The sequence below is a fragment of the Pseudomonas sp. LY-1 genome, assembly GCF_053502595.1.
Genome location: NZ_CP094353.1, coordinates 1,776,356 through 1,794,531, shown reverse-complemented (window position 1 = coordinate 1,794,531; position 18,176 = coordinate 1,776,356). Strand labels below are relative to the sequence as shown.

Below are 18,176 nucleotides of genomic sequence, written 5' to 3'. Positions count from 1 at the left end.
CTCATTTCTCCATCGGCGTGGCGTCGCGGCCGCGCAGGACGATGTCCCAGCGGTAGCCGAGGGCATAGGAAGGAATGGTTTTTTCCAGGTCGAACGTGGCGATCAGGCGTTGCTTGGCCGAGGTGTCCGGTACGCAGTTGTAGATCGGGTCGTACTCGAGCAGCGGGTCTCCGGGGAAATACATCTGCGTGACCAGGCGCGTCAGCACGCTCGGGCCGAACAGCGAAAAATGGATATGCGCCGGGCGCCACGCATTGTGGTGGTTGCCCCACGGGTAGGCGCCGGGCTTGATGGTCTGGAACTGGTACCAGCCCTCGGCGTCGGTGACGGTACGCCCGGTGCCGGTGAAGTTCGGGTCGAGCGGCGCGTCGTGCAGATCGCGCGCGTGGTTGTAGCGGCCGGCCGCGTTGGCCTGCCAGATCTCCACGAGGATGCCCGGTACCGGCAGACCGTTTTCATCGAGCACGCGCCCGTGAACGATGATGCGCTCGCCCTGCGGCTCGCCGTCGTGCTGCGCAGTCAGGTCGTTGTCCTTCTCATTGATGCGCTCGGCGCCGATGGTCGGGCCGGTGATTTCCGACAGGGAATGGGGCAGGAACACCAACGGCTGAGACGGCGAACGCAGGTTCGTCGACTGGTAGGCCGGGTGCAGGTAATCAGGTTGAGTGCCCGCTTGCGGGCGCCGGTAACCGGGCTTGTCACTCATGGAGCGGTCCTCTCTTATTAGATGCGTTCAATCGCCAGCGCCAGGCCCTGGCCCACCCCGACACACATGGTCGCCAGACCTTTGCGGCCGCCGTTTTTTTCAAGTTGATGCAGGGCCGTCAGCACCAGTCGCGCACCGCTCATGCCCAGAGGATGGCCGAGGGCGATGGCGCCGCCGTTCGGGTTGACCTGGGGCGCATCGTCGGCGATGCCCAATTCACGCAACACCGCCAGGCCCTGGCTGGCGAAGGCCTCGTTGAGTTCGATCACATCAAAATCGGTGACGGCCAGGCCCAGGCGTTCCACCAGCTTGCGAACCGCCGGCACCGGGCCGATGCCCATCACCCGTGGCGCGACACCGGCGCTGGCCATGCCCAGCACTCGGGCACGGGCGGTCAGGCCATGTTTTTTTACGGCCTCGGCAGACGCAAGAATCAGCGCCGCCGCCCCGTCGTTCACACCCGACGCATTGCCGGCGGTGACGGTCTTGTCCGGGCCATTGACCGGTTTGAGCCGGGCCAGGGTTTCCAGGGTGGTGTCGGCCCGTGGATGCTCATCGTGTTCCACCACGGTTTCGCCTTTTTTATGGGCGACCCGCACCGGCACGATTTCTTCGGCGAAGAACCCGGCGGCCTGGGCGGCGGCGGTGCGTTGCTGGCTGCGCAGGGCGAAGGCGTCCTGGTCGGCGCGGGACACATGGTAGTCGTCGGCGACGTTATCGGCGGTCTGCGGCATCGCATCCACGCCGTACTGGGCCTTCATCAGCGGGTTGATGAAGCGCCAGCCGATGGTGGTGTCTTCGAGCTTCATGTTGCGCGAAAACGCCGTGTCAGCCTTGCCCATCACGAACGGCGCGCGGGACATCGACTCGACGCCGCCGGCAATCGCCAATTCCATTTCACCGCTGGCAATCGCACGAAAGGCGGTGCCGATCGCGTCCATGCCCGAAGCGCACAAACGGTTGAGGGTCACGCCGGGAATGCTCGAAGGCAGGCCCGCCAGCAACAGCGCCATACGCGCGACGTTGCGGTTGTCTTCACCGGCCTGGTTGGCGCAGCCGAGGAACACTTCATCGACGGCGTGCCAATCCACGCTAGGGTTGCGTTCGATCAGCGCCTTGATCGGCAGTGCCGCCAGGTCGTCGGCACGCACCGTGGACAGGCCACCGCCGAAACGGCCGATGGGGGTACGAATCGCATCGCAGATAAATACGTCGCGCATCAGGCTTCTCCGGGTGCTTGGCCGTGGGCGGCCGCTGTGCGGGCTTCGAGATCACGCAGGGCGGTCAGTTCGACTGCCGTCGGTTCCGCGGTGGTGCTGACCTGATCGGCAAAGCGGATCGCCCAGCCGGTGGCCGCGACCACTTGCTCACGGGTCACGCCGGGGTGCAGCGCGGTGACCACGAACTCATGGCTGCCCTCTTCCGGCTCCATGATGCACAGGTCGGTAATAATCCCGACAGGACCGGCGCCGGGCAGGCCCAGGCGCTTGCGTGAATCGCCGCCCTCGCCGTGGCCGACGGAGGTGATGAAGTCCAGCTTGTCGACAAACGAACGCGCCGACTGCTTGAGAATGATCAGCACGCTCTTGGCCGAGCCGGCAATCTCCGGCGCGCCACCGGCACCCGGCAGGCGCACTTTGGGCTGGTGATAATCGCCGACCACGGTGGTGTTGATATTGCCGAAACGGTCGACCTGGGCCGCGCCGAGAAAACCGACGTCGATGCGCCCGCCCTGCAGCCAGTAGCGAAAGATCTCACCGGTGGGGACGACAGTGTCGGCAGTCTCGGCCAACTCGCCGTCACCAATGGACAGCGGCAATACGCTGGGCTTGGCGCCAATCGGGCCGGACTCGTAGATCAGCACCACATCCGGCGAGGACGTCAGGCGCGCCAGGTTGGCCGCCTTGGACGGCAGGCCGATGCCGACAAAACACACCGAATCATTCTTCAGACGGCGTGCAGCGGCGACGGTCATCATTTCATTGGTCGAGTAAGCCATTACTTGGCCTCCTGCGCGGCGGCCAGCTTGGCCTGGAATTCACTGAAATCGGCAGTGCCGTGGATGTATTCGTCGATCCAGGCGGTAAACGTCCCACGGTCGCGAGCGATCGGGTCCCAGGCCTGGTAGAAACGGTTATCGCGTTGGTTATAGCCATGGGCATAGGACGGGTGCGCGCCACCAGGCACATGGCACACCGCCGTCAGCGCCCAGGTCGGCAGCACGCAGCTGTTCATCGGCGCGTTGAGGTCGTCGACGATTTCTTCGACGGTGACGATGCAACGCTTGGCGGCCAGCGCCGCTTCCTTCTGCACGCCAAGAATGCCCCAGAGCAGCACATTGCCCTTGCGGTCGGCCTTTTGCGCGTGGATCACGCTGACGTCTGGACGTACCGACGGCACCGCCGCCAGCACTTCGCCGGTGAATGGGCAGGTGACTGTCTTGATCAGCGGGTTGACTTTGGGCAGATCGGAACCGGCATAGGCACGCAACACCGCGAACGGCAGGCCGGAAGCACCGGCGACGTAGGCATTGGCCAGGTCGGCGTGGCTGTGTTCCTCAATCTCCAGGGGTTGCGGCCAGTGTTTCTCGACCGCATCACGCAGGCGATGCAGGGAACCCACGCCAGGGTTGCCGCCCCAGGAAAAAATCAACTTGCGGGCGCAGCCGGCGCCGATCAACTGGTCGTAGATCAGGTCAGGCGTCATACGTACCAGCGTCAGGTCTTTCTTGCCCTGACGAATGATTTCATGACCCGCTGCCGTAGGGATCAGGTGGGTAAAGCCTTCCAGTGCGACAGTATCGCCGTCGTTCACGAATCGCTTCACCGCGTCACGCAGCGCAAGAATTTCAGCCATGGGTTCGGGCTCCCGGTGTGGATCGAAAAAGGCGCGAAGGTGGCGCCGAAGTACTTGAAGGTTAAGCCGGGGCAAAAAGCCAAACAATCCGATAATCGACACAGTGTTCGATTATCGAACCAATTGTTGTCTAGCTAATCTTTCTTGCGCCCACAGGAATTGCGCGTGTCTTCAGGTGGCGTCGGCATGGCTGACCATGCCTTTGATCACCACGGCGGCCGTGGCCAATGCGGCGGGGATCACCAGCGCGGTGAGCACCTGCTCGAAGTTCCAGCCCAGGCCCAGCAAGGTGGCGCCCATCCACGCGCCGAGGATCGCGCCGAAGCGGCCGATACCGAGCATCCATGACACGCCGGTGGCGCGGCCCTGGGTCGGGTAGAAGCGTGCGGCCAGGGACGGCATCGCCGATTGCGCACCGTTGACGCACATCCCGGCGACCAGCACCAAGGTCGCCAACACGGTGATATTGCCCAGGCTCTGCCCTACCGCGTAGGCAAATACCCCGGCCAGCAGGTAGAACGTGCCGATGACCTTGTGCGGGTTGAACCGGTCCATCGCCCAGCCCACCCCGACCGCACTCAACACGCCACCAAACTGGAATAGCGCACCGATGAACGCGGCCTGTTCCATGCTCGCGCCACTGTCGCGCATCAGCGTGGGCAGCCAACTGGTCAGCAGGTACACAATCACCAGGCCCATGAAGTAGGTGAGCCAGAGCAACAAGGTGCCGGCGCTGTAGGTGCCGGAGAAGATCACCGCGAATACGTTGCGCGCCTTCACGGTTTTTTGCTCGGGCACGCTGAAACCGCTGGCTTGGGCGACGATGCCGGGCTCGATGGGTGACAAGGCTTTGCGCACCTTGTCGGTGCCGCGGTTGCGCACCACCAGGTAGCGCGCCGATTCCGGCAGCCATCCCCACAACACCACCGCGAGGATCAACGGCAAAATACCGCCGATGAGCAGCAAGCTGTGCCAACCGAATGCCGGGATCAATTTGGCCGAGATAAACCCGCCACCGGCCATGCCCAGGTTGAAACCGCAGAACATGCTGGTCACCAGCAGCGATTTATGGCGTTCGGGGGTGTATTCGGACAGCAGCGTGGTGGCATTCGGCATACCGGCGCCCAACCCCAGCCCGGTGAGGAAGCGCAACACCAGCAACTGATCGACGTTGCTGCTGTAGGCCGAGGCCAGGCTGAAGGCGCCAAACACCAGCACCGCACTCACCAATACCACTTTGCGCCCGAAACGGTCCGCCAGCGGGCCGGAACCCAGGGCGCCGAATACCATGCCGATCAGCGCGGCGCTCATCACCGGGCCGAGGCTGGCGCGGTCAATGCCCCAGTCCTGGGACAGCGCGGGCGCGATGAAGCCCATGGCGGCGGTGTCGAGGCCATCGAGAAAGACAATCAGGAAACACAGGATCACCACACGCCACTGATAGCGTGACAGTGGCTGGGCGTTGATGAAGGACTGCACGTCCAGGGTGGTAGCGACAGAAGGTTGATTCATTATTGTTATTCCACACCGATGGCGGGCCAACGACCTAGGGTCGTCATTATTATTGGGCGGCGCTCAGAGCGCTGCCGCACAGTAATAACCCAGGGGAAACAACGTCAATTGATCGAACCGGGATCTGTGCGGTCACCGAACAGCTTAGGCAAACAGTTGCGCACTCAACTCACGGCTGGCGCTGAGCATGCTCGGCAGGAAGCGCTGCTCCAGTTCGCTGCGGCTGACACGACCGGCATGGGTACTCACGTTGAGCGCCGCCAGCACCTGGCCGGACGCGTCATACACCGGCACTGCGATGGAGCGCAGGCCTTGTTCCAATTCCTGATCGACGATGCACCAGCCCTGCTGGCGCACGTGTTGCAGACACTCGAACAAGGCTTCGGGCGTGGTAAGGGTGCGGCTGGTCTTGGTTTGCAGGTCGGCGTGGTCGAGGTAGTCCTGCAGCGACGCATCGTCCAGCGCCGCCAGCAGGATGCGGCCCATGGAAGTGCAGTACGCCGGCAAGCGCCCGCCTACCGAAAGGTCCACGGAAATCAGGCGCTGTGTGGTGGCCGACCGGGCGATGTAGAGGATGTCGTCACCTTCCAGGGTGGCCATGTTGCAGGCTTCGTGAAGCTGCTCGCTCATGCGGTCCAGGTACGGTTGAGCGGAGACCGCCAACGGCGTCGAGGACAGATAGGCATGCCCGAGGGTCAGCACCTTGGGCAACAGCGAATAGGTGCGCCCGTCAGTGGTGGCGTAGCCGAGCTTGATCAAGGTGTGCAGGCAACGGCGCACGGCGGCGCGGGGGATTTCGGTACGGTGGCTGATTTGGGCGATGGTCAAGTGACGCTTGCGTTCCTGGAACGCCTGCACCACGGCCAGGCCACGGGCCAGGGAGGTCATGAAGTCCGGATCACCGGTGAATGCCTGGATGCGTTTGGCCGGTGAAGCCACGATCGGCGGCGCCGCTGACGCGAAGGAGTTGCGCAATTGATCGTTCATTTCAAGGTCCTCTTTATTATTTTCAACCGCTGGCGCTTATCGGCAACCGCGAAGGTTGCTCGCTATTGAAAGCCGCCCCGACCGGGAGACACAAGGTTGAGCCAGCAACGTTGGGCGATTATCGGACGATCATGCGATTATCGCAATTTTGCCGGCGCGATCATAAAAACCGGATTGCATGACAGCATTGGGCTTACGCCGGCATTTATTCCGGCCACTTCCCAACCAAGACTGACGCGTGCATGTAACAAAAGCCTCACACAACGTTGACGCTTTTTAACTTTATGATGATAGTGTTATTAAAATGCGCCGCTATAATGCAACCTGTGCAGAGGTCAGCCCGATATCCATATCGGGATGGGAGCTCGCCCGGCATCGTATGTTGATTATGCTGCCGTTTATAAATACCGGTTCAAGGAAGTCACCGCTGGCAATTCGTCTAAAGTTGAAGGGTTCACCTGCTCAACTTAAAACATGCCGAGGGCAATGTTCGGGTGTAGCACTGCACGTTAATTAAACTCAACTCAAATTAGGTAACACTGTGACGAAAGATGAACTGCGCGCGGAACTTGAGCGCCAGGAGCAACGTTACAAGGACGTATACGGCGGGGAAGTCACCACCTACGCCGCTCAGCCTGAACCAGAGCGCAAGCCATGGCGCAAACGAGCGAGTCTGCTCGATCAGGCCTTTGCCCAGGAGATCCAAAAGATTGAACAGGAACTCAAAACCGAAGAGCCATAAGCATCAAGGTTTGAGTCCAACGGGTTCTGCTGTCTCCGCCGGCTCACCGCCGGCGGAGGGCACCTCGCTCGTGGGTCAATTATTCAGCGTCCTGCTGCGACCAACGAAATTTCGTACAAATGTTTCAGAGATGACGTTTAGGTGACAAAAACCCACCTCTACGACGCCGCGCTTTGTAAATCAAAGACTTGCCGAGCCCCCGAAAACCCTGGGATGCGCGCTGCCGCCCGGCTTTTTTTCAATGAAGATTGTTACCGATGAGCAGCTAGTGCATCGATTACCGAGGTTTTCTGGCATAATCGCGCCCCCTTACGACCGGGTCAGAAAACCTTCATGATCGATTTATTCAGCGGACTGGATGCTTGGGTTCTCGTGAGCCTGCTGCTCGCCCTGGCCTTTGTCCTCGCCTTCGAGTTCATCAATGGCTTTCATGACACCGCTAACGCGGTGGCCACAGTCATCTATACCAAAGCCATGCCGCCGCATCTGGCCGTGTTCTTCTCCGGGTTGTTCAACTTCCTCGGCGTATTGCTCGGCGGTGTCGGTGTCGCCTACGCCATCGTGCATTTGCTGCCGGTGGAATTGCTGATCAATGTGAACACCGGCCATGGTCTGGCGATGGTCTTCTCTTTATTGGCGGCGGCGATCACCTGGAACCTGGGCACCTGGTACTTCGGTATTCCCGCCTCCAGTTCCCACACCCTGATCGGCTCGATCCTGGGTGTCGGCCTCGCGAATGCGCTGATCAACGACATTCCCCTGGCTGACGGGGTGAACTGGCAGAAGGCGATCGATATCGGTGCGTCCCTGGTGTTCTCGCCCATGGCCGGCTTTCTGGTCGCAGCCCTGTTGCTGATCAGCCTGAAGTGGTGGCGTCCGCTGTCCAAGATGCATAAAACTCCGGACGAGCGCCGCAAGGTCGACGAGAAGAAGCGCCCGCCGTTCTGGAACCGCTTGGTTCTGGTGATTTCCGCCATGGCCGTGAGTTTCGTCCACGGCTCCAACGATGGGCAAAAAGGTATCGGCCTGATCATGCTGGTGCTGATCGGTATCGTGCCGGCGCAGTTCGTTCTCGACCTGGGCAGCACCACTTACCAGATCGAGCGTACCCGCGACGCCACCCTGCACCTGAACCAGTTCTACCAGCGCAATCAAGTAACCCTGGGCGAATTCCTGGCTCTGGGCAAAAGCGTGAAGGACGACCTGCCGGGCAAGTTCCGCTGCAACCCACAGCAGACTGAACCGACCATCAACGCGCTGCTCGACACCTTGAAAGGTGTTTCCGACTACCATTCGTTGACGTCCGACCAGCGCATTGAGGTACGCCGCTACCTGCTGTGCCTGGACGACACCGCGAAGAAAGTCGGCAAGCTGCCAGGCCTGGACGCCCGTGAGAAATCCGACCTCGACAAGCTGCGCAAAGACCTGACCGCCACCACCGAATACGCACCGTTCTGGGTGATTATCGCGGTCGCACTCGCCCTGGGCCTGGGCACCATGGTCGGCTGGAAGCGCGTGGTACTGACCATCGGCGAGAAGATCGGCAAGCAGGGCATGACTTATGCCCAAGGCATGTCAGCGCAAATCACCACCGCCAGCATGATCGCTCTGGCCAACATCTTCAGCCTGCCGGTGTCGACAACGCACGTGCTGTCGTCCGGTGTTGCCGGCACCATGGTCGCCAACAAGAGCGGCCTGCAAGGCGGCACGGTGAAGACCATCCTGATGGCCTGGGTATTGACCCTGCCGGCGACCGTAGGCCTGTCGGCCGGGTTGTTCTGGATGGCGTCCAAGGCGCTGGGCAGCTGATAGCCCGCTGGCCATGACAAAGGTGCGATCCGCGAGGGTCGCACCTTTTTTTATGGTTCTTCACGGAATCCCGGGAAACACAGAAACAAGAACGCCGATTTGATGGATGATGTTCGTGCGAGCAAACACATCTAAAAAACCGGCGTTCTTATGCGCAATATTAATACTTTCCTTCCTTTTTGGGAGGGCTTTTCTGTCGTTGCGATCAAACCTGACGGCGATGCCCTTCAAATCGATCTGATCCCCCAGGCCACGCGATTTCCCACCTGTGGTGGCTGCCAAAAGCTCTGTTCAACAACTCATGAGTACTGCGATCGAGTCGTGCGTGACTTGCCGATTCTCGGTCGTGCAGTCCGCCTCAACGTGCAGCTCAGGCGTGTTAGTTGCCGTGATTGTGGCAAGCGCATGGAGGTCGTCAGTTGGCTGGATCGCTATGCCCGCATGACGCGCCGGCTGGCAGAGGCCGTTATTCAAGCCTGCGAACGCCTTCCTACACTGCATGTTGCGCAAATGTTCGGGCTGCACTGGGACACCGTTCGGTTGCTGGAGCGGCGCGCTCTGCAAGCGGCGTTGAGTGCCTTACCCAAGGCCCAACCACGGCGCTTGATAATGGACGAGTTCGCGTTATTCAAAGGTCATCGCTACGCCAGCGTGGTGTTGGACGCTGATACTCGGCGAGTGCTTTGGATCGGCGAAGGCCGTAGCCGAGCGGCAGTCAGACCGTTTTTCGAAGAGCTGGGGCCAGAAGGGTGCGCCCGAATTGAAGCGGTAGCGATGGACATGAACACGGCTTATGACCTGGAGGTTCGCCAACACTGCCCAAAAGCACGGGTGATTTATGACCTTTTCCATGTGGTCGCCAAATATGGCCGAGAAGTGATTGATCGTGTTCGCGTTGACGAGGCGAACCGATTGCGCCATGACAAGCCCGCTCGAAAGATCATAAAGCAAGCGCGATGGTTGCTATTGCGTAACCCGGAGAACCTGAAAAAGCCGGAACAGCAGGTTCATTTACAGGATCTGCTGGCCGCTAACCAATCGTTAATGACGGTCTACTTGATGAAGGCCGAGCTCAAAATGCTCTGGGCGCCGAGCGATGCCTGGGACTGGAGATCAGCCTGGAAGCAGTGGCTGCGTCATGCTCAAGAAAGCGAAATACCCGCACTGATCCAGTTCGCAAAGCGACTAAAAGGCTACTGGCGGGGCATCGTGAGCCGGGTACGCTGGCCAATGCACACCGGTCAGTTGGAAGGAATAAACAATCGAATAAAGGTCATCAAACGAATGGCGTACGGTTACCGGGACAGCGAATTCTTTTTCATGAAGATCAAGAGCGTCTTTCCCGGCAATCCGTGAAGAACCTTTTTTATGCGGTCGATCTCAAGCCGAACGCCGTTCAGAAGTGAGAGCGGTGTTGATTAAATCGCGGGCAAAAAAAAGGGCGACCGAAGTCGCCCAAAATGCCTTGCGTGCTCATGTAACCTGGAAAAACCTATGGTTTTTTACGCTTGTTCGCGTCTCTCCAGATAAAAAATCCAAACCCTACGAAGAACAGCACCATGAGGCCAACTGTCAGCACTCCGGCAAATACCACATTATCGAAAAACATGACTGGCCTCCTGCTGTTGCCTTGTTGCGATAGGGCTAAGTTAAAGGAGAAGGCGGGATGGGAAATTGACGAGGATCAATGTCGCCCACGACGGGGCGTAAAGAAGGGAAATAACTGACCTGCATCAATAGATGCAGGCTGTTTCAACGCTTTTTCGGTTTGTTTTTCGGTTTTTTCTTAACTTTTCCGAGCGGCATCGCCTGTTCAAACGCCTGGCGAACCTCATTCAGACGTTTGTCGTTGAGGTCATGCACCCGTTTAGCGCGTTCGGCGTTCAGGTCGATCAGTTTGTCGTCATCACTCATGGCTTGGCTTACGTCGTGGCGGGGATCGCTTAATAATGCGGCCTCACTTGCCCGACAGCAAATCAGCGGGCTGACAAAATGCAGGTCATCGCCCAAAATCGGCACTTCCCCCTTACCCAAGAGGCGCACACAGGTGGCACTGCACAAGGACCTTCCGCCGTTGCTGGCCCTGCGCGCCTTCGAGGCCGTGGCGCGGCACTTGAGCTTTATCAAGGCGGCCCATGAGTTGTCAGTGACCCAGAGCGCGCTCAGCCATCAGGTACACAAGCTCGAACAGTACCTGGGCAAACCATTATTTATCCGACGCACCCGCGCGATTGATCTGACCGCAGACGGCCAACACTACTACGAGCAAATCCGCCCTGCCCTCGACCTGATCGCCGCCGCCACCCGCAGCCAACGGGTGGTGTCCAGCGTCACGGTGTTGCGCATCGGCTTGCTCGCGTCCTTCGCCACCTTATGGCTGGCGCCGCGCCTGGCCGGTTTTCTGCAACGCTACCCGCAGATCCAGGTGGAGCTGGTGCCAGCGATTCAACTGGCGAACGTCGCGGCGGCCGAGGTCGACCTGGCCATCCGCTATGGCAAGGGCGACTGGCCTGACGTGCAGGCCACGCGGCTGATGCCGGAAGTGCTCTCCCCCGTGTGCAGCCCGGCGTTCAAGGCCAGCCGGCAGCACAACGGCGCTCTGCTGATGGCCACCTCGCACCGCCCGTTCGAATGGACGGATTGGTCCGGCCATTATCAAGTCAACCTCAGCCCGCATCCGCGCGTGGTGCTGCATGACTACAACATCGTGGTCGAAGCCGCCGTGGCCGGCCAAGGTATCGCCATGGGCCGTCACCGCTTGATCGAGCGTCGGCTCCAGGACGGCAGCCTGGTAGAAGCCTTCGACTGGCCGCCGTATCGCAGCGAAATCGGCTACTGGCTGATCGCGCCCCAAGGCCCCGCCAGCGCGGCGGCCGAATGTTTCAGCGCGTGGTTGAAGGCTGCCTGCGCCGACGCGTGAGTTATTTAGATACGTCGGATGATATCTATGCGTTTGTCGTCCATCACCTTGATCAACATGCTGAAACCTCTCAACCCAGAGGATTCAACATGCGCGATTCCATCCGCCAACGCGTGCAGGCCCTCGGCCTCACGCTGCCGACGCCCAGCCAGCCGATTGCCAATTACATCAACCATGTGATCAGCCGGAATCCGTTGTTTATCTCCGGGCAAATCCCGTTGCTGGGCGGCAAACCGGCCTATGTCGGCCGCCTGGGCGAATCCCTCGGTGACAAAGGCCGGCATGTACGCACGGCTGTCGGTGTGTCCAGCCTGCCGGGGGGCGTGGCGGTGGAAGTCGACGCCGTGTTCGAGCTGCAGCCATGAGCCCGCTCGACGTCCAGCGCCTGCGCGAGGCCACGCCGGGTTGTCGGTCCGGTCTCGTACACTTCAACACGGCCGGTGCTGCATTGCCGAGCCAGGCGACCCTCGACACCATCATCGAGCAACTGCAACGCGAAGCGTGCGACAGCCCGATGGAGGCCAGCGAGCATGGCGCCATCCTGGTGGAAAAAGCCCGCCGCGCCGCCGGCCAGTTGCTCAATGCACCCACCGCGTCGATTGCCTTTGCCGGCAGCGGCTCGACCGCCTGGAGCCTGGCGTTCCAGGCGCTGGGCCGGTGGCAGCCGGGCGACAGGATTCTGGTGGGGCGCCACGAATGGGGCGGCAACCTGGCGAGCATGGAACTGGCGGTGCAGGCCGGTGCGCGAATCGAGGTAATCCCCTGCGATGAAACCGGTGCAGTCTGCCCGGTAGCCCTGGAAGCGATGATCGACGCAAGCGTGAAACTGATCGACCTGACCTGGCTCCCCGCCAATGGCGGCCTGATCAACCCCGCCCAGGCGATTGGTGAAGTGGCCAGGCGGCATGGCATCCCCTACTTCATCGATGCCGGCCAGGCGGTCGGCCAGGTGCCGGTGGATGTGCAGGCGCTGCACTGCGACGTGCTCAAGTCGGCGGGCCGCAAGCACCTGCGCGGGCCGCGGGGCACGGCGCTGCTGTACGTGCGGCCGGACTTTCTGGCGCGGTTGAACCCTGCGCAGCGCGATGTGTTTTCAGCACCGTGGAGCGCCCAGGGGTTCGGCCTGCGCAACGATGCCCGACGCTTTGAAACCAGCGAAATGTCCTACGCCTTATTCGCAGGTTTGGGCAATGCGTTGCAGGAACTCAATCAACTGGGGATTGAGCGGGTGTGGGACCGGGTCCGGCAGACCAGCGAGCGAATCCGCGAAACGTTGCGTCAGACTCCGGGAATCTCTCTGCATGACTTGGGCACCAGCCAATCAGGCTTGATCGCCTTCAACCTCGCCGGCTGGGACGCCTTCGAGCTCAAGCGTCGCCTGGAGCTCAAGCGCATCAATATCGGCGCCAACGATGTGGCATATACCCCACTGGATATGCAGGCACGAGGCCTGGCCAGCATTGCGCGAATCTCCGTCAGCCCGCTCAACACCGATCAGGACATTGAACGGCTGATGGCGGCCTTGCGCGAACTGCGTGATTAAACCTCGACGTCCACCCACAACCCCTGGCGCGGCGCGTCTTCGATCAGCGGCGCCACGGGCACGGTGTTATCGGCGTTGAGCTCGTCGCCCGGGATCGCCAAGTGCGCCTCCGGGTCGTCATCGGCTTCACGCCGGCGTTTCTGCTGCTCCTGCTGGCGACGTTGCTCCTCGCGCAGCAAAAACGTCGACTGCTCGGCATCGCCTTTTTTCAGGTCGATCGTGCTCTCGTTGGAACTCGCTTGTACGGGCACCACGGGCGGAATATCGGGTTTTTGACGCACCGGGTCGAGTTGCGACGTGACCGGCACAACGCTGACGGGCAGCATAGGTGGCAGCATAATAGTTGTTCTCCTGTCAGCAGGCTGTCGGCGGGCGGCGGGCGGACTTGAGCGCAGGCTTGCCAACCTGTGACCCAGTCGACACTCACAAGTGCCCGCCATCTGTCGACTCAACATTCGATGCACGGCGCAAACCGCGTAGTTTTTGTCAGAGTCCTTTGGATGAGGGCCTTGTTCCGTTAAGATAGTCGGCTTTTTCACGGCGGGAGTCAGGCAGCATGGCGCAGCAGTATCAACCGGGGCAACGCTGGATTAGTGACAGCGAAGCAGAGCTGGGTTTAGGCACCGTTCTGGCACAGGACGGCCGCTTGCTGACCGTGCTCTATCCGGCCACTGGCGACACGCGCCAGTATGCGCTACGGAATGCGCCCCTCACCCGCGTGAGGTTCTCGCCGGGCGACAGCATCACCCATTTCGAAGGCTGGAAAATGACCGTGCAAGAAGTCGACGACGTCGACGGCCTGCTGGTCTACCACGGCCTCAATGGGCAGAACGAGCAGGTCACCCTGCCGGAAACCCAACTGTCGAACTTCATCCAGTTCCGCCTGGCCAGCGACCGTCTGTTCGCCGGGCAGATCGACCCGCTGGCCTGGTTCTCGCTGCGCTATCACACCCTGGAACACACCAGCCGCCAGTTGCAATCTTCGCTGTGGGGCCTGGGCGGCGTGCGGGCGCAACCGATTGCCCACCAGTTGCACATCGCCCGTGAAGTCGCCGACCGTATCGCGCCACGGGTTTTGCTGGCCGACGAAGTGGGCCTGGGCAAGACCATCGAAGCCGGCCTGGTGATCCATCGCCAGTTGCTGTCCGGGCGCGCCAACCGCGTGCTGATCCTGGTTCCGGAAAACCTGCAGCACCAATGGCTGGTGGAAATGCGCCGGCGCTTCAACCTGCAAGTGGCGCTGTTCGACGAAGAACGCTTCATCGAAAGCGATGCCGCCAACCCGTTCGAAGACACCCAGCTGGCCCTGGTGGCCCTGGAGTGGCTGGTGGACGACGAGAAGGCCCAGGACGCACTGTTCGCCGCCGGCTGGGACCTGCTGGTGGTCGACGAAGCCCACCACCTGGTCTGGCATGAAGACAATGCCAGCGCCGAGTACTCGCTGGTCGAACAGCTGGCCGAGGTCATCCCTGGCGTGCTGCTGCTCACCGCCACCCCGGAACAACTGGGCCAGGACAGCCACTTCGCGCGCCTGCGCCTGCTGGACCCGAACCGTTTCCACGACCTGCAAGCGTTCCGCGCCGAAAGCGAGAACTATCGCCCGGTGGCCGAAGCGGTGCAGGAACTGCTGGACAAGGGCCGTCTCTCCCCGGCCGCGCACACCACCATCCAGGGTTTCCTCGGCAACGAAGGTGAAGCGCTGCTCACCGCCGTCAACGATGGCGACACCGAAGCCAGCGCGCGCCTGGTGCGCGAGCTGCTCGACCGCCACGGCACCGGCCGCGTACTGTTCCGCAACACCCGCGCCGCGGTGCAGGGCTTCCCGGAGCGCAAGCTGCACGCCTACCCGCTGCCGAACCCGGACGAATACCTCGAATTGCCGCTGGGCGAACACGCCGAGCTGTACCCGGAAGTCAGCTTCCAGTCGCAGCCGGACATTGAGGAAGACAATCGCTGGTGGCGCTTCGACCCACGGGTTGAATGGCTGATCGACCAGCTGAAAATGCTCAAGCGCACCAAGGTCCTGGTGATCTGCGCCCACGCCGAAACCGCGATGGACCTCGAAGACGCCCTGCGCGTGCGCTCCGGCATCCCGGCCACGGTGTTCCATGAAGGCATGAACATCCTCGAACGTGACCGCGCCGCCGCCTACTTCGCCGATGAAGAATTCGGCGCCCAGGTGCTGATCTGTTCGGAAATCGGCAGCGAAGGCCGCAACTTCCAGTTTTCCCACCACCTGGTGCTGTTCGATCTGCCGTCCCACCCCGACCTGCTGGAACAGCGGATCGGCCGTCTGGACCGGATCGGCCAGAAACATGTGATCGAACTGCACGTGCCGTACCTGGAAACCAGCCCGCAAGAGCGCCTGTTCCAGTGGTACCACGAAGCGCTGAATGCGTTCCTCAACACCTGCCCGACCGGCAACGCCTTGCAGCATCAGTTCGGCCCACGCCTGCTGCCGCTGCTGGAAAACGCCGACGACGGCGAGTGGCAAGCCCTGATCGACGAAGCCCGTGCCGAGCGCGAGCGCCTGGAACAGGAACTGCACACCGGCCGCGACCGTCTGCTGGAGCTCAACTCCGGCGGCGCGGGTGAAGGCGATGCGCTGGTGGAAGACATCCTCGAGCAAGACGACCAGTTCGCCCTGCCGATCTATATGGAAACCCTGTTCGATGCGTTTGGTATCGACAGCGAAGACCATTCGGAAAACGCGCTGATCCTCAAGCCCAGCGAGAAAATGCTCGACGCCAGCTTCCCCCTGGGCGATGACGAAGGGGTGACCATCACCTACGACCGTAACCAGGCGCTGTCGCGTGAAGACATGCAGTTCATCACCTGGGAACACCCGATGGTGCAGGGCGGCATGGACCTGGTGCTGTCCGGCTCCATGGGCAACACCGCCGTCGCGCTGATCAAGAACAAGGCGCTCAAGCCCGGCACCGTGTTGCTGGAGCTGCTCTACGTCAGCGAAGTGGTTGCCCCGCGCTCGCTGCAACTGGGCCGCTACCTGCCGCCGGCCGCCCTGCGCTGCCTGCTGGACGCCAACGGCAACGACCTGTCCGGCCGCGTGTCGTTCGAAACCTTGAACGACCAGCTGGAAAGCGTGCCACGGGCCAGCGCCAACAAGTTCGTCCAGGCCCAGCGCGACCAGCTGACGCCACGCATCAACGCCGGCGAAGAGAAGATCACCCCGCGCCACGCCGAGCGCGTGGCCGAGGCCAAGCGTCGCCTGGCAGCCGACACCGACGAAGAACTGGCGCGCCTGACTGCGTTGCAAGCGGTCAACCCGACCGTGCGCGACAGCGAACTGATTGCCCTGCGCCAACAGCGCGAGCAAGGCCTGGCCATGCTCGACAAGGCCGCGCTGCGCCTGGAAGCGATCCGGGTGTTGGTGGCGGGTTGATTGCTGCGTTGCTCAGCTAAAAAGAAGGCCCGCGCAATGCGGGCCTTTTTTATTCACTGAAGAAGGTCTTCGCCAGTCATGGCCTCATCGGGAGCAAGCCCCCTCCCACACTTGGAATGCAGTTCCAGTGTGGGAGGGAGCTTGCTCCCGATGGCGTCAACACGATCTCAAGCCGTCGCAGCAGCAGCCGGCACCGCCACCGCCACCGCCACCAGCCCGTCTTTCATCCGTTTGGCATCCCGCACAAAACTGCGCGACGCCTGAAACAGAAACAGCATGGTCAAGAACAGCGCCACCGGAATCAAGTACATGGCGTCATGCAACCCCACCGCTTTATAAGCCTCGGTCATCTGCTCCGCCCCGGCGGCATACATCGCCGAATGGGCAAAGTGATCGGACAAGCCCCCCACCACCACCGGCCCCATGCCGCCACCCAGCAAGTACAGGCCGGCAAAGAACAGCGCCATCGCCGTGGCCCGCAGGCGCGGCTCGACCACGTCCTGGATCGCCGTGTACACACAGGTGTAGAAGTTGTAGGCAAACAACCAGCCCACGCTGAACAGCGCGACAAACACACCGATCTCGATACGCCCGGCGTGCAAGGCCCAGGCGGTGGTGACGGTGGAAATGATCAGGCTGAACGCGGCAAACAACAGGCGGCCATTGGCAACCCGTTGATGGATCTTGTCGGCAACCCAGCCGCCCAACGTCAGGCCGACCAGCCCGGTCAACCCGACGATCACCCCGGTGGCAACCGCCGCGTCCTGCAACGGCATCAGGAAATAGCGCTGCAGCATCGGCACCAGGAACGAGTTACACGCATAGGTTGCGAAGTTGAAGCACAGCCCGGCCAGCACCAACCAGAGAAAGGTCGGCACCGCCAGCACGCGGCGGATCGGGCGGTCGACGCGTTCCTGGGAGACTTGCACGGTTTCTGCCGCGCCGCGCTTGGGTTCTTTGATAAAGAACATGAAGACCGCGAGGATCAGCCCCGGCACGGCCGCGATAAAGAACGGCGCGCGCCAGCTGTCGAACGCTTTGACCATCGCGCCAATGGTAAAGAACGCCAGCAACAGGCCCAACGGCAGACCCAGCATGAAAATGCCCATGGCCCGCGCACGGCGGTGGGCCGGGAACAGGTCGCCAATCAGCGAGTTGGCCGCCGGCGCGTAGCTGGCTTCGCCGATGCCGATGCCCATACGCACCAACAGGAACGTCCAGAAACTGCCGACCATGCCGTTGATCGCCGTCAACCCGCTCCACGCGAACAGGCCCCACCCCATGAGTTTGCTGCGCGAACCGGTATCGGCCAGGCGCCCGAGCGGCAGGCCGGCAATGGCGTAGACGATGGTGAAGGCGGTGCCGATGATGCCCAGCTGAAAGTCGCTCAGGTGCCATTCCATGCGGATCGGCTCGATGATGATCGCCGGAATGGTGCGGTCGAAAAAGTTGAACAGGTTGGCGAGGAACAGCAGGAACAGAATGCGCCAGGCATTCGCCGCTTGGGTCGAGTTCTGCATGGGTCCGTCTCTTTTATTGTTATGAGAGCTGCGATGCCCGATGCATCCTGCTCAGGTATCTGCAACATAGTCAGGCCGGCGACGCTTGTCTGTAATGATTCGTAACGCTGATAGGGCATGATTTCACCCGAAACTACGGGACTTTCCCTACGAAAAATATAAGTGTGCCCTGCTCTTC

General features: G+C 61.5%; 17 protein-coding genes. 7 read left to right on the top strand and 10 right to left on the bottom strand.

Going from position 1 to position 18,176, the window contains the following annotated elements; all coding sequences use genetic code 11:
* Position 1: 1 nt before the first annotated feature.
* The 6 genes from pcaH to pcaR all read right to left on the bottom strand — a co-directional run bounded on the left by pcaH (position 2) and on the right by pcaR (position 6,061).
* Positions 2-706, bottom strand: coding sequence for a protocatechuate 3,4-dioxygenase subunit beta (gene pcaH, locus MOQ67_RS08160; protein WP_017844819.1), 705 nt, complete (start codon positions 704-706; stop codon positions 2-4).
* 17 nt (positions 707-723) lie between these two features.
* The gene (pcaF, locus tag MOQ67_RS08155) at positions 724-1,929 is read right to left on the bottom strand and encodes a 3-oxoadipyl-CoA thiolase (protein WP_269816429.1); all 1,206 of its coding nucleotides are present in this window, start codon (positions 1,927-1,929) and stop codon (positions 724-726) included.
* Positions 1,926-2,705 carry a CoA-transferase subunit beta gene (locus MOQ67_RS08150; RefSeq protein WP_017844817.1) on the bottom strand — a complete coding sequence of 260 codons (780 nt, stop codon included), beginning with the start codon at positions 2,703-2,705 and terminating at the stop codon, positions 1,926-1,928. The genes pcaF and MOQ67_RS08150 overlap by 4 nt, the downstream gene beginning before the upstream one ends.
* Positions 2,705-3,562, bottom strand: a complete 858-nt coding sequence (locus tag MOQ67_RS08145; protein WP_017844816.1) for a CoA transferase subunit A — start codon at positions 3,560-3,562, stop codon at positions 2,705-2,707. Before MOQ67_RS08145 ends, MOQ67_RS08150 begins: the two co-directional genes overlap by 1 nt.
* Before the next feature lie 171 nt (positions 3,563-3,733).
* Positions 3,734-5,074: an MFS transporter gene (locus MOQ67_RS08140; RefSeq protein WP_102617391.1), complete on the bottom strand. Its 1,341-nt coding sequence runs from the start codon at positions 5,072-5,074 to the stop codon at positions 3,734-3,736.
* 144 nt (positions 5,075-5,218) lie between these two features.
* Positions 5,219-6,061 (bottom strand): pca regulon transcriptional regulator PcaR, encoded by an 843-nt coding sequence (gene pcaR, locus MOQ67_RS08135; protein WP_017844814.1) that lies wholly within the window; start codon positions 6,059-6,061, stop codon positions 5,219-5,221.
* A gap of 541 nt (positions 6,062-6,602) precedes the next feature.
* On the opposite strand from pcaR, the gene MOQ67_RS08130 reads away from it, so the two are divergent.
* The 3 genes from MOQ67_RS08130 (at position 6,603) to MOQ67_RS08120 (ending at position 9,968) form a co-directional block, all read left to right on the top strand.
* A complete protein-coding gene (locus MOQ67_RS08130; RefSeq protein WP_003189295.1) occupies positions 6,603-6,803 on the top strand; it encodes a hypothetical protein in 201 nt (66 codons plus the stop codon).
* Positions 6,804-7,136: 333 nt separating this feature from the next.
* Positions 7,137-8,612, top strand: coding sequence for an inorganic phosphate transporter (locus tag MOQ67_RS08125; protein ID WP_017844813.1), 1,476 nt, complete (start codon positions 7,137-7,139; stop codon positions 8,610-8,612).
* 150 nt (positions 8,613-8,762) lie between these two features.
* A complete protein-coding gene (locus tag MOQ67_RS08120; RefSeq protein WP_026139890.1) occupies positions 8,763-9,968 on the top strand; it encodes an ISL3 family transposase in 1,206 nt (401 codons plus the stop codon).
* Between the two features lie 136 nt (positions 9,969-10,104).
* Here the strand turns inward: MOQ67_RS08120 and ccoM are convergent, their stop codons facing one another.
* Positions 10,105-10,221, bottom strand: a complete 117-nt coding sequence (ccoM, locus tag MOQ67_RS08115; RefSeq protein WP_017844812.1) for a cytochrome c oxidase subunit CcoM — start codon at positions 10,219-10,221, stop codon at positions 10,105-10,107.
* Positions 10,222-10,364: 143 nt separating this feature from the next.
* Positions 10,365-10,622 carry a hypothetical protein gene (locus tag MOQ67_RS08110; protein WP_198717355.1) on the bottom strand — a complete coding sequence of 86 codons (258 nt, stop codon included), beginning with the start codon at positions 10,620-10,622 and terminating at the stop codon, positions 10,365-10,367.
* Between the two features lie 37 nt (positions 10,623-10,659).
* Between MOQ67_RS08110 and MOQ67_RS08105 the strand changes: the two genes are divergently transcribed.
* The 3 genes from MOQ67_RS08105 to MOQ67_RS08095 all read left to right on the top strand — a co-directional run bounded on the left by MOQ67_RS08105 (position 10,660) and on the right by MOQ67_RS08095 (position 13,075).
* On the top strand, positions 10,660-11,532 hold the full coding sequence (locus MOQ67_RS08105; protein WP_198717348.1) for a LysR substrate-binding domain-containing protein: 873 nt from the start codon (positions 10,660-10,662) through the stop codon (positions 11,530-11,532).
* 89 nt (positions 11,533-11,621) lie between these two features.
* The gene (locus MOQ67_RS08100) at positions 11,622-11,897 is read left to right on the top strand and encodes a RidA family protein (protein ID WP_017844809.1); all 276 of its coding nucleotides are present in this window, start codon (positions 11,622-11,624) and stop codon (positions 11,895-11,897) included.
* Positions 11,894-13,075 carry an aminotransferase class V-fold PLP-dependent enzyme gene (locus tag MOQ67_RS08095; RefSeq protein ID WP_448675905.1) on the top strand — a complete coding sequence of 394 codons (1,182 nt, stop codon included), beginning with the start codon at positions 11,894-11,896 and terminating at the stop codon, positions 13,073-13,075. Before MOQ67_RS08100 ends, MOQ67_RS08095 begins: the two co-directional genes overlap by 4 nt.
* On the opposite strand, the gene MOQ67_RS08090 is transcribed toward MOQ67_RS08095, so the two are convergent.
* The gene (locus tag MOQ67_RS08090) at positions 13,072-13,413 is read right to left on the bottom strand and encodes a hypothetical protein (RefSeq protein WP_017844807.1); all 342 of its coding nucleotides are present in this window, start codon (positions 13,411-13,413) and stop codon (positions 13,072-13,074) included. The two genes, MOQ67_RS08095 and MOQ67_RS08090, sit on opposite strands and share 4 nt — an antisense overlap.
* Positions 13,414-13,631: 218 nt before the next feature.
* Here MOQ67_RS08090 and rapA point away from each other — a divergent pair, with 218 nt between their 5' ends.
* Complete coding sequence (gene rapA, locus MOQ67_RS08085; protein ID WP_198717346.1) at positions 13,632-16,478, top strand: RNA polymerase-associated protein RapA; 2,847 nt, start codon at positions 13,632-13,634, stop codon at positions 16,476-16,478.
* A 167-nt stretch (positions 16,479-16,645) separates the two neighbouring features.
* Here rapA and MOQ67_RS08080 read toward each other — a convergent pair whose 3' ends face one another.
* Positions 16,646-17,998: a spinster family MFS transporter gene (locus MOQ67_RS08080; RefSeq protein ID WP_198717345.1), complete on the bottom strand. Its 1,353-nt coding sequence runs from the start codon at positions 17,996-17,998 to the stop codon at positions 16,646-16,648.
* Positions 17,999-18,176 lie beyond the last annotated feature (178 nt).

What these genes read in the sequence shown, in the direction of transcription:
- MOQ67_RS08090 (WP_017844807.1), bottom strand. Translation starts at nt 13,413, where the DNA reads ATGCTGCCACCTATGCTGCCCGTCAGCGTTGTGCCGGTCACGTCGCAA.
- MOQ67_RS08080 (WP_198717345.1), bottom strand. Translation starts at nt 17,998, where the DNA reads ATGCAGAACTCGACCCAAGCGGCGAATGCCTGGCGCATTCTGTTCCTG.
- MOQ67_RS08145 (WP_017844816.1), bottom strand. Translation starts at nt 3,562, where the DNA reads ATGGCTGAAATTCTTGCGCTGCGTGACGCGGTGAAGCGATTCGTGAAC.
- MOQ67_RS08120 (WP_026139890.1), top strand. Translation starts at nt 8,763, where the DNA reads ATGCGCAATATTAATACTTTCCTTCCTTTTTGGGAGGGCTTTTCTGTC.
- MOQ67_RS08095 (WP_448675905.1), top strand. Translation starts at nt 11,894, where the DNA reads ATGAGCCCGCTCGACGTCCAGCGCCTGCGCGAGGCCACGCCGGGTTGT.
- ccoM (WP_017844812.1), bottom strand. Translation starts at nt 10,221, where the DNA reads ATGTTTTTCGATAATGTGGTATTTGCCGGAGTGCTGACAGTTGGCCTC.
- MOQ67_RS08100 (WP_017844809.1), top strand. Translation starts at nt 11,622, where the DNA reads ATGCGCGATTCCATCCGCCAACGCGTGCAGGCCCTCGGCCTCACGCTG.
- pcaH (WP_017844819.1), bottom strand. Translation starts at nt 706, where the DNA reads ATGAGTGACAAGCCCGGTTACCGGCGCCCGCAAGCGGGCACTCAACCT.
- MOQ67_RS08140 (WP_102617391.1), bottom strand. Translation starts at nt 5,074, where the DNA reads ATGAATCAACCTTCTGTCGCTACCACCCTGGACGTGCAGTCCTTCATC.
- rapA (WP_198717346.1), top strand. Translation starts at nt 13,632, where the DNA reads ATGGCGCAGCAGTATCAACCGGGGCAACGCTGGATTAGTGACAGCGAA.
- pcaR (WP_017844814.1), bottom strand. Translation starts at nt 6,061, where the DNA reads ATGAACGATCAATTGCGCAACTCCTTCGCGTCAGCGGCGCCGCCGATC.
- MOQ67_RS08150 (WP_017844817.1), bottom strand. Translation starts at nt 2,705, where the DNA reads ATGGCTTACTCGACCAATGAAATGATGACCGTCGCCGCTGCACGCCGT.
- MOQ67_RS08125 (WP_017844813.1), top strand. Translation starts at nt 7,137, where the DNA reads ATGATCGATTTATTCAGCGGACTGGATGCTTGGGTTCTCGTGAGCCTG.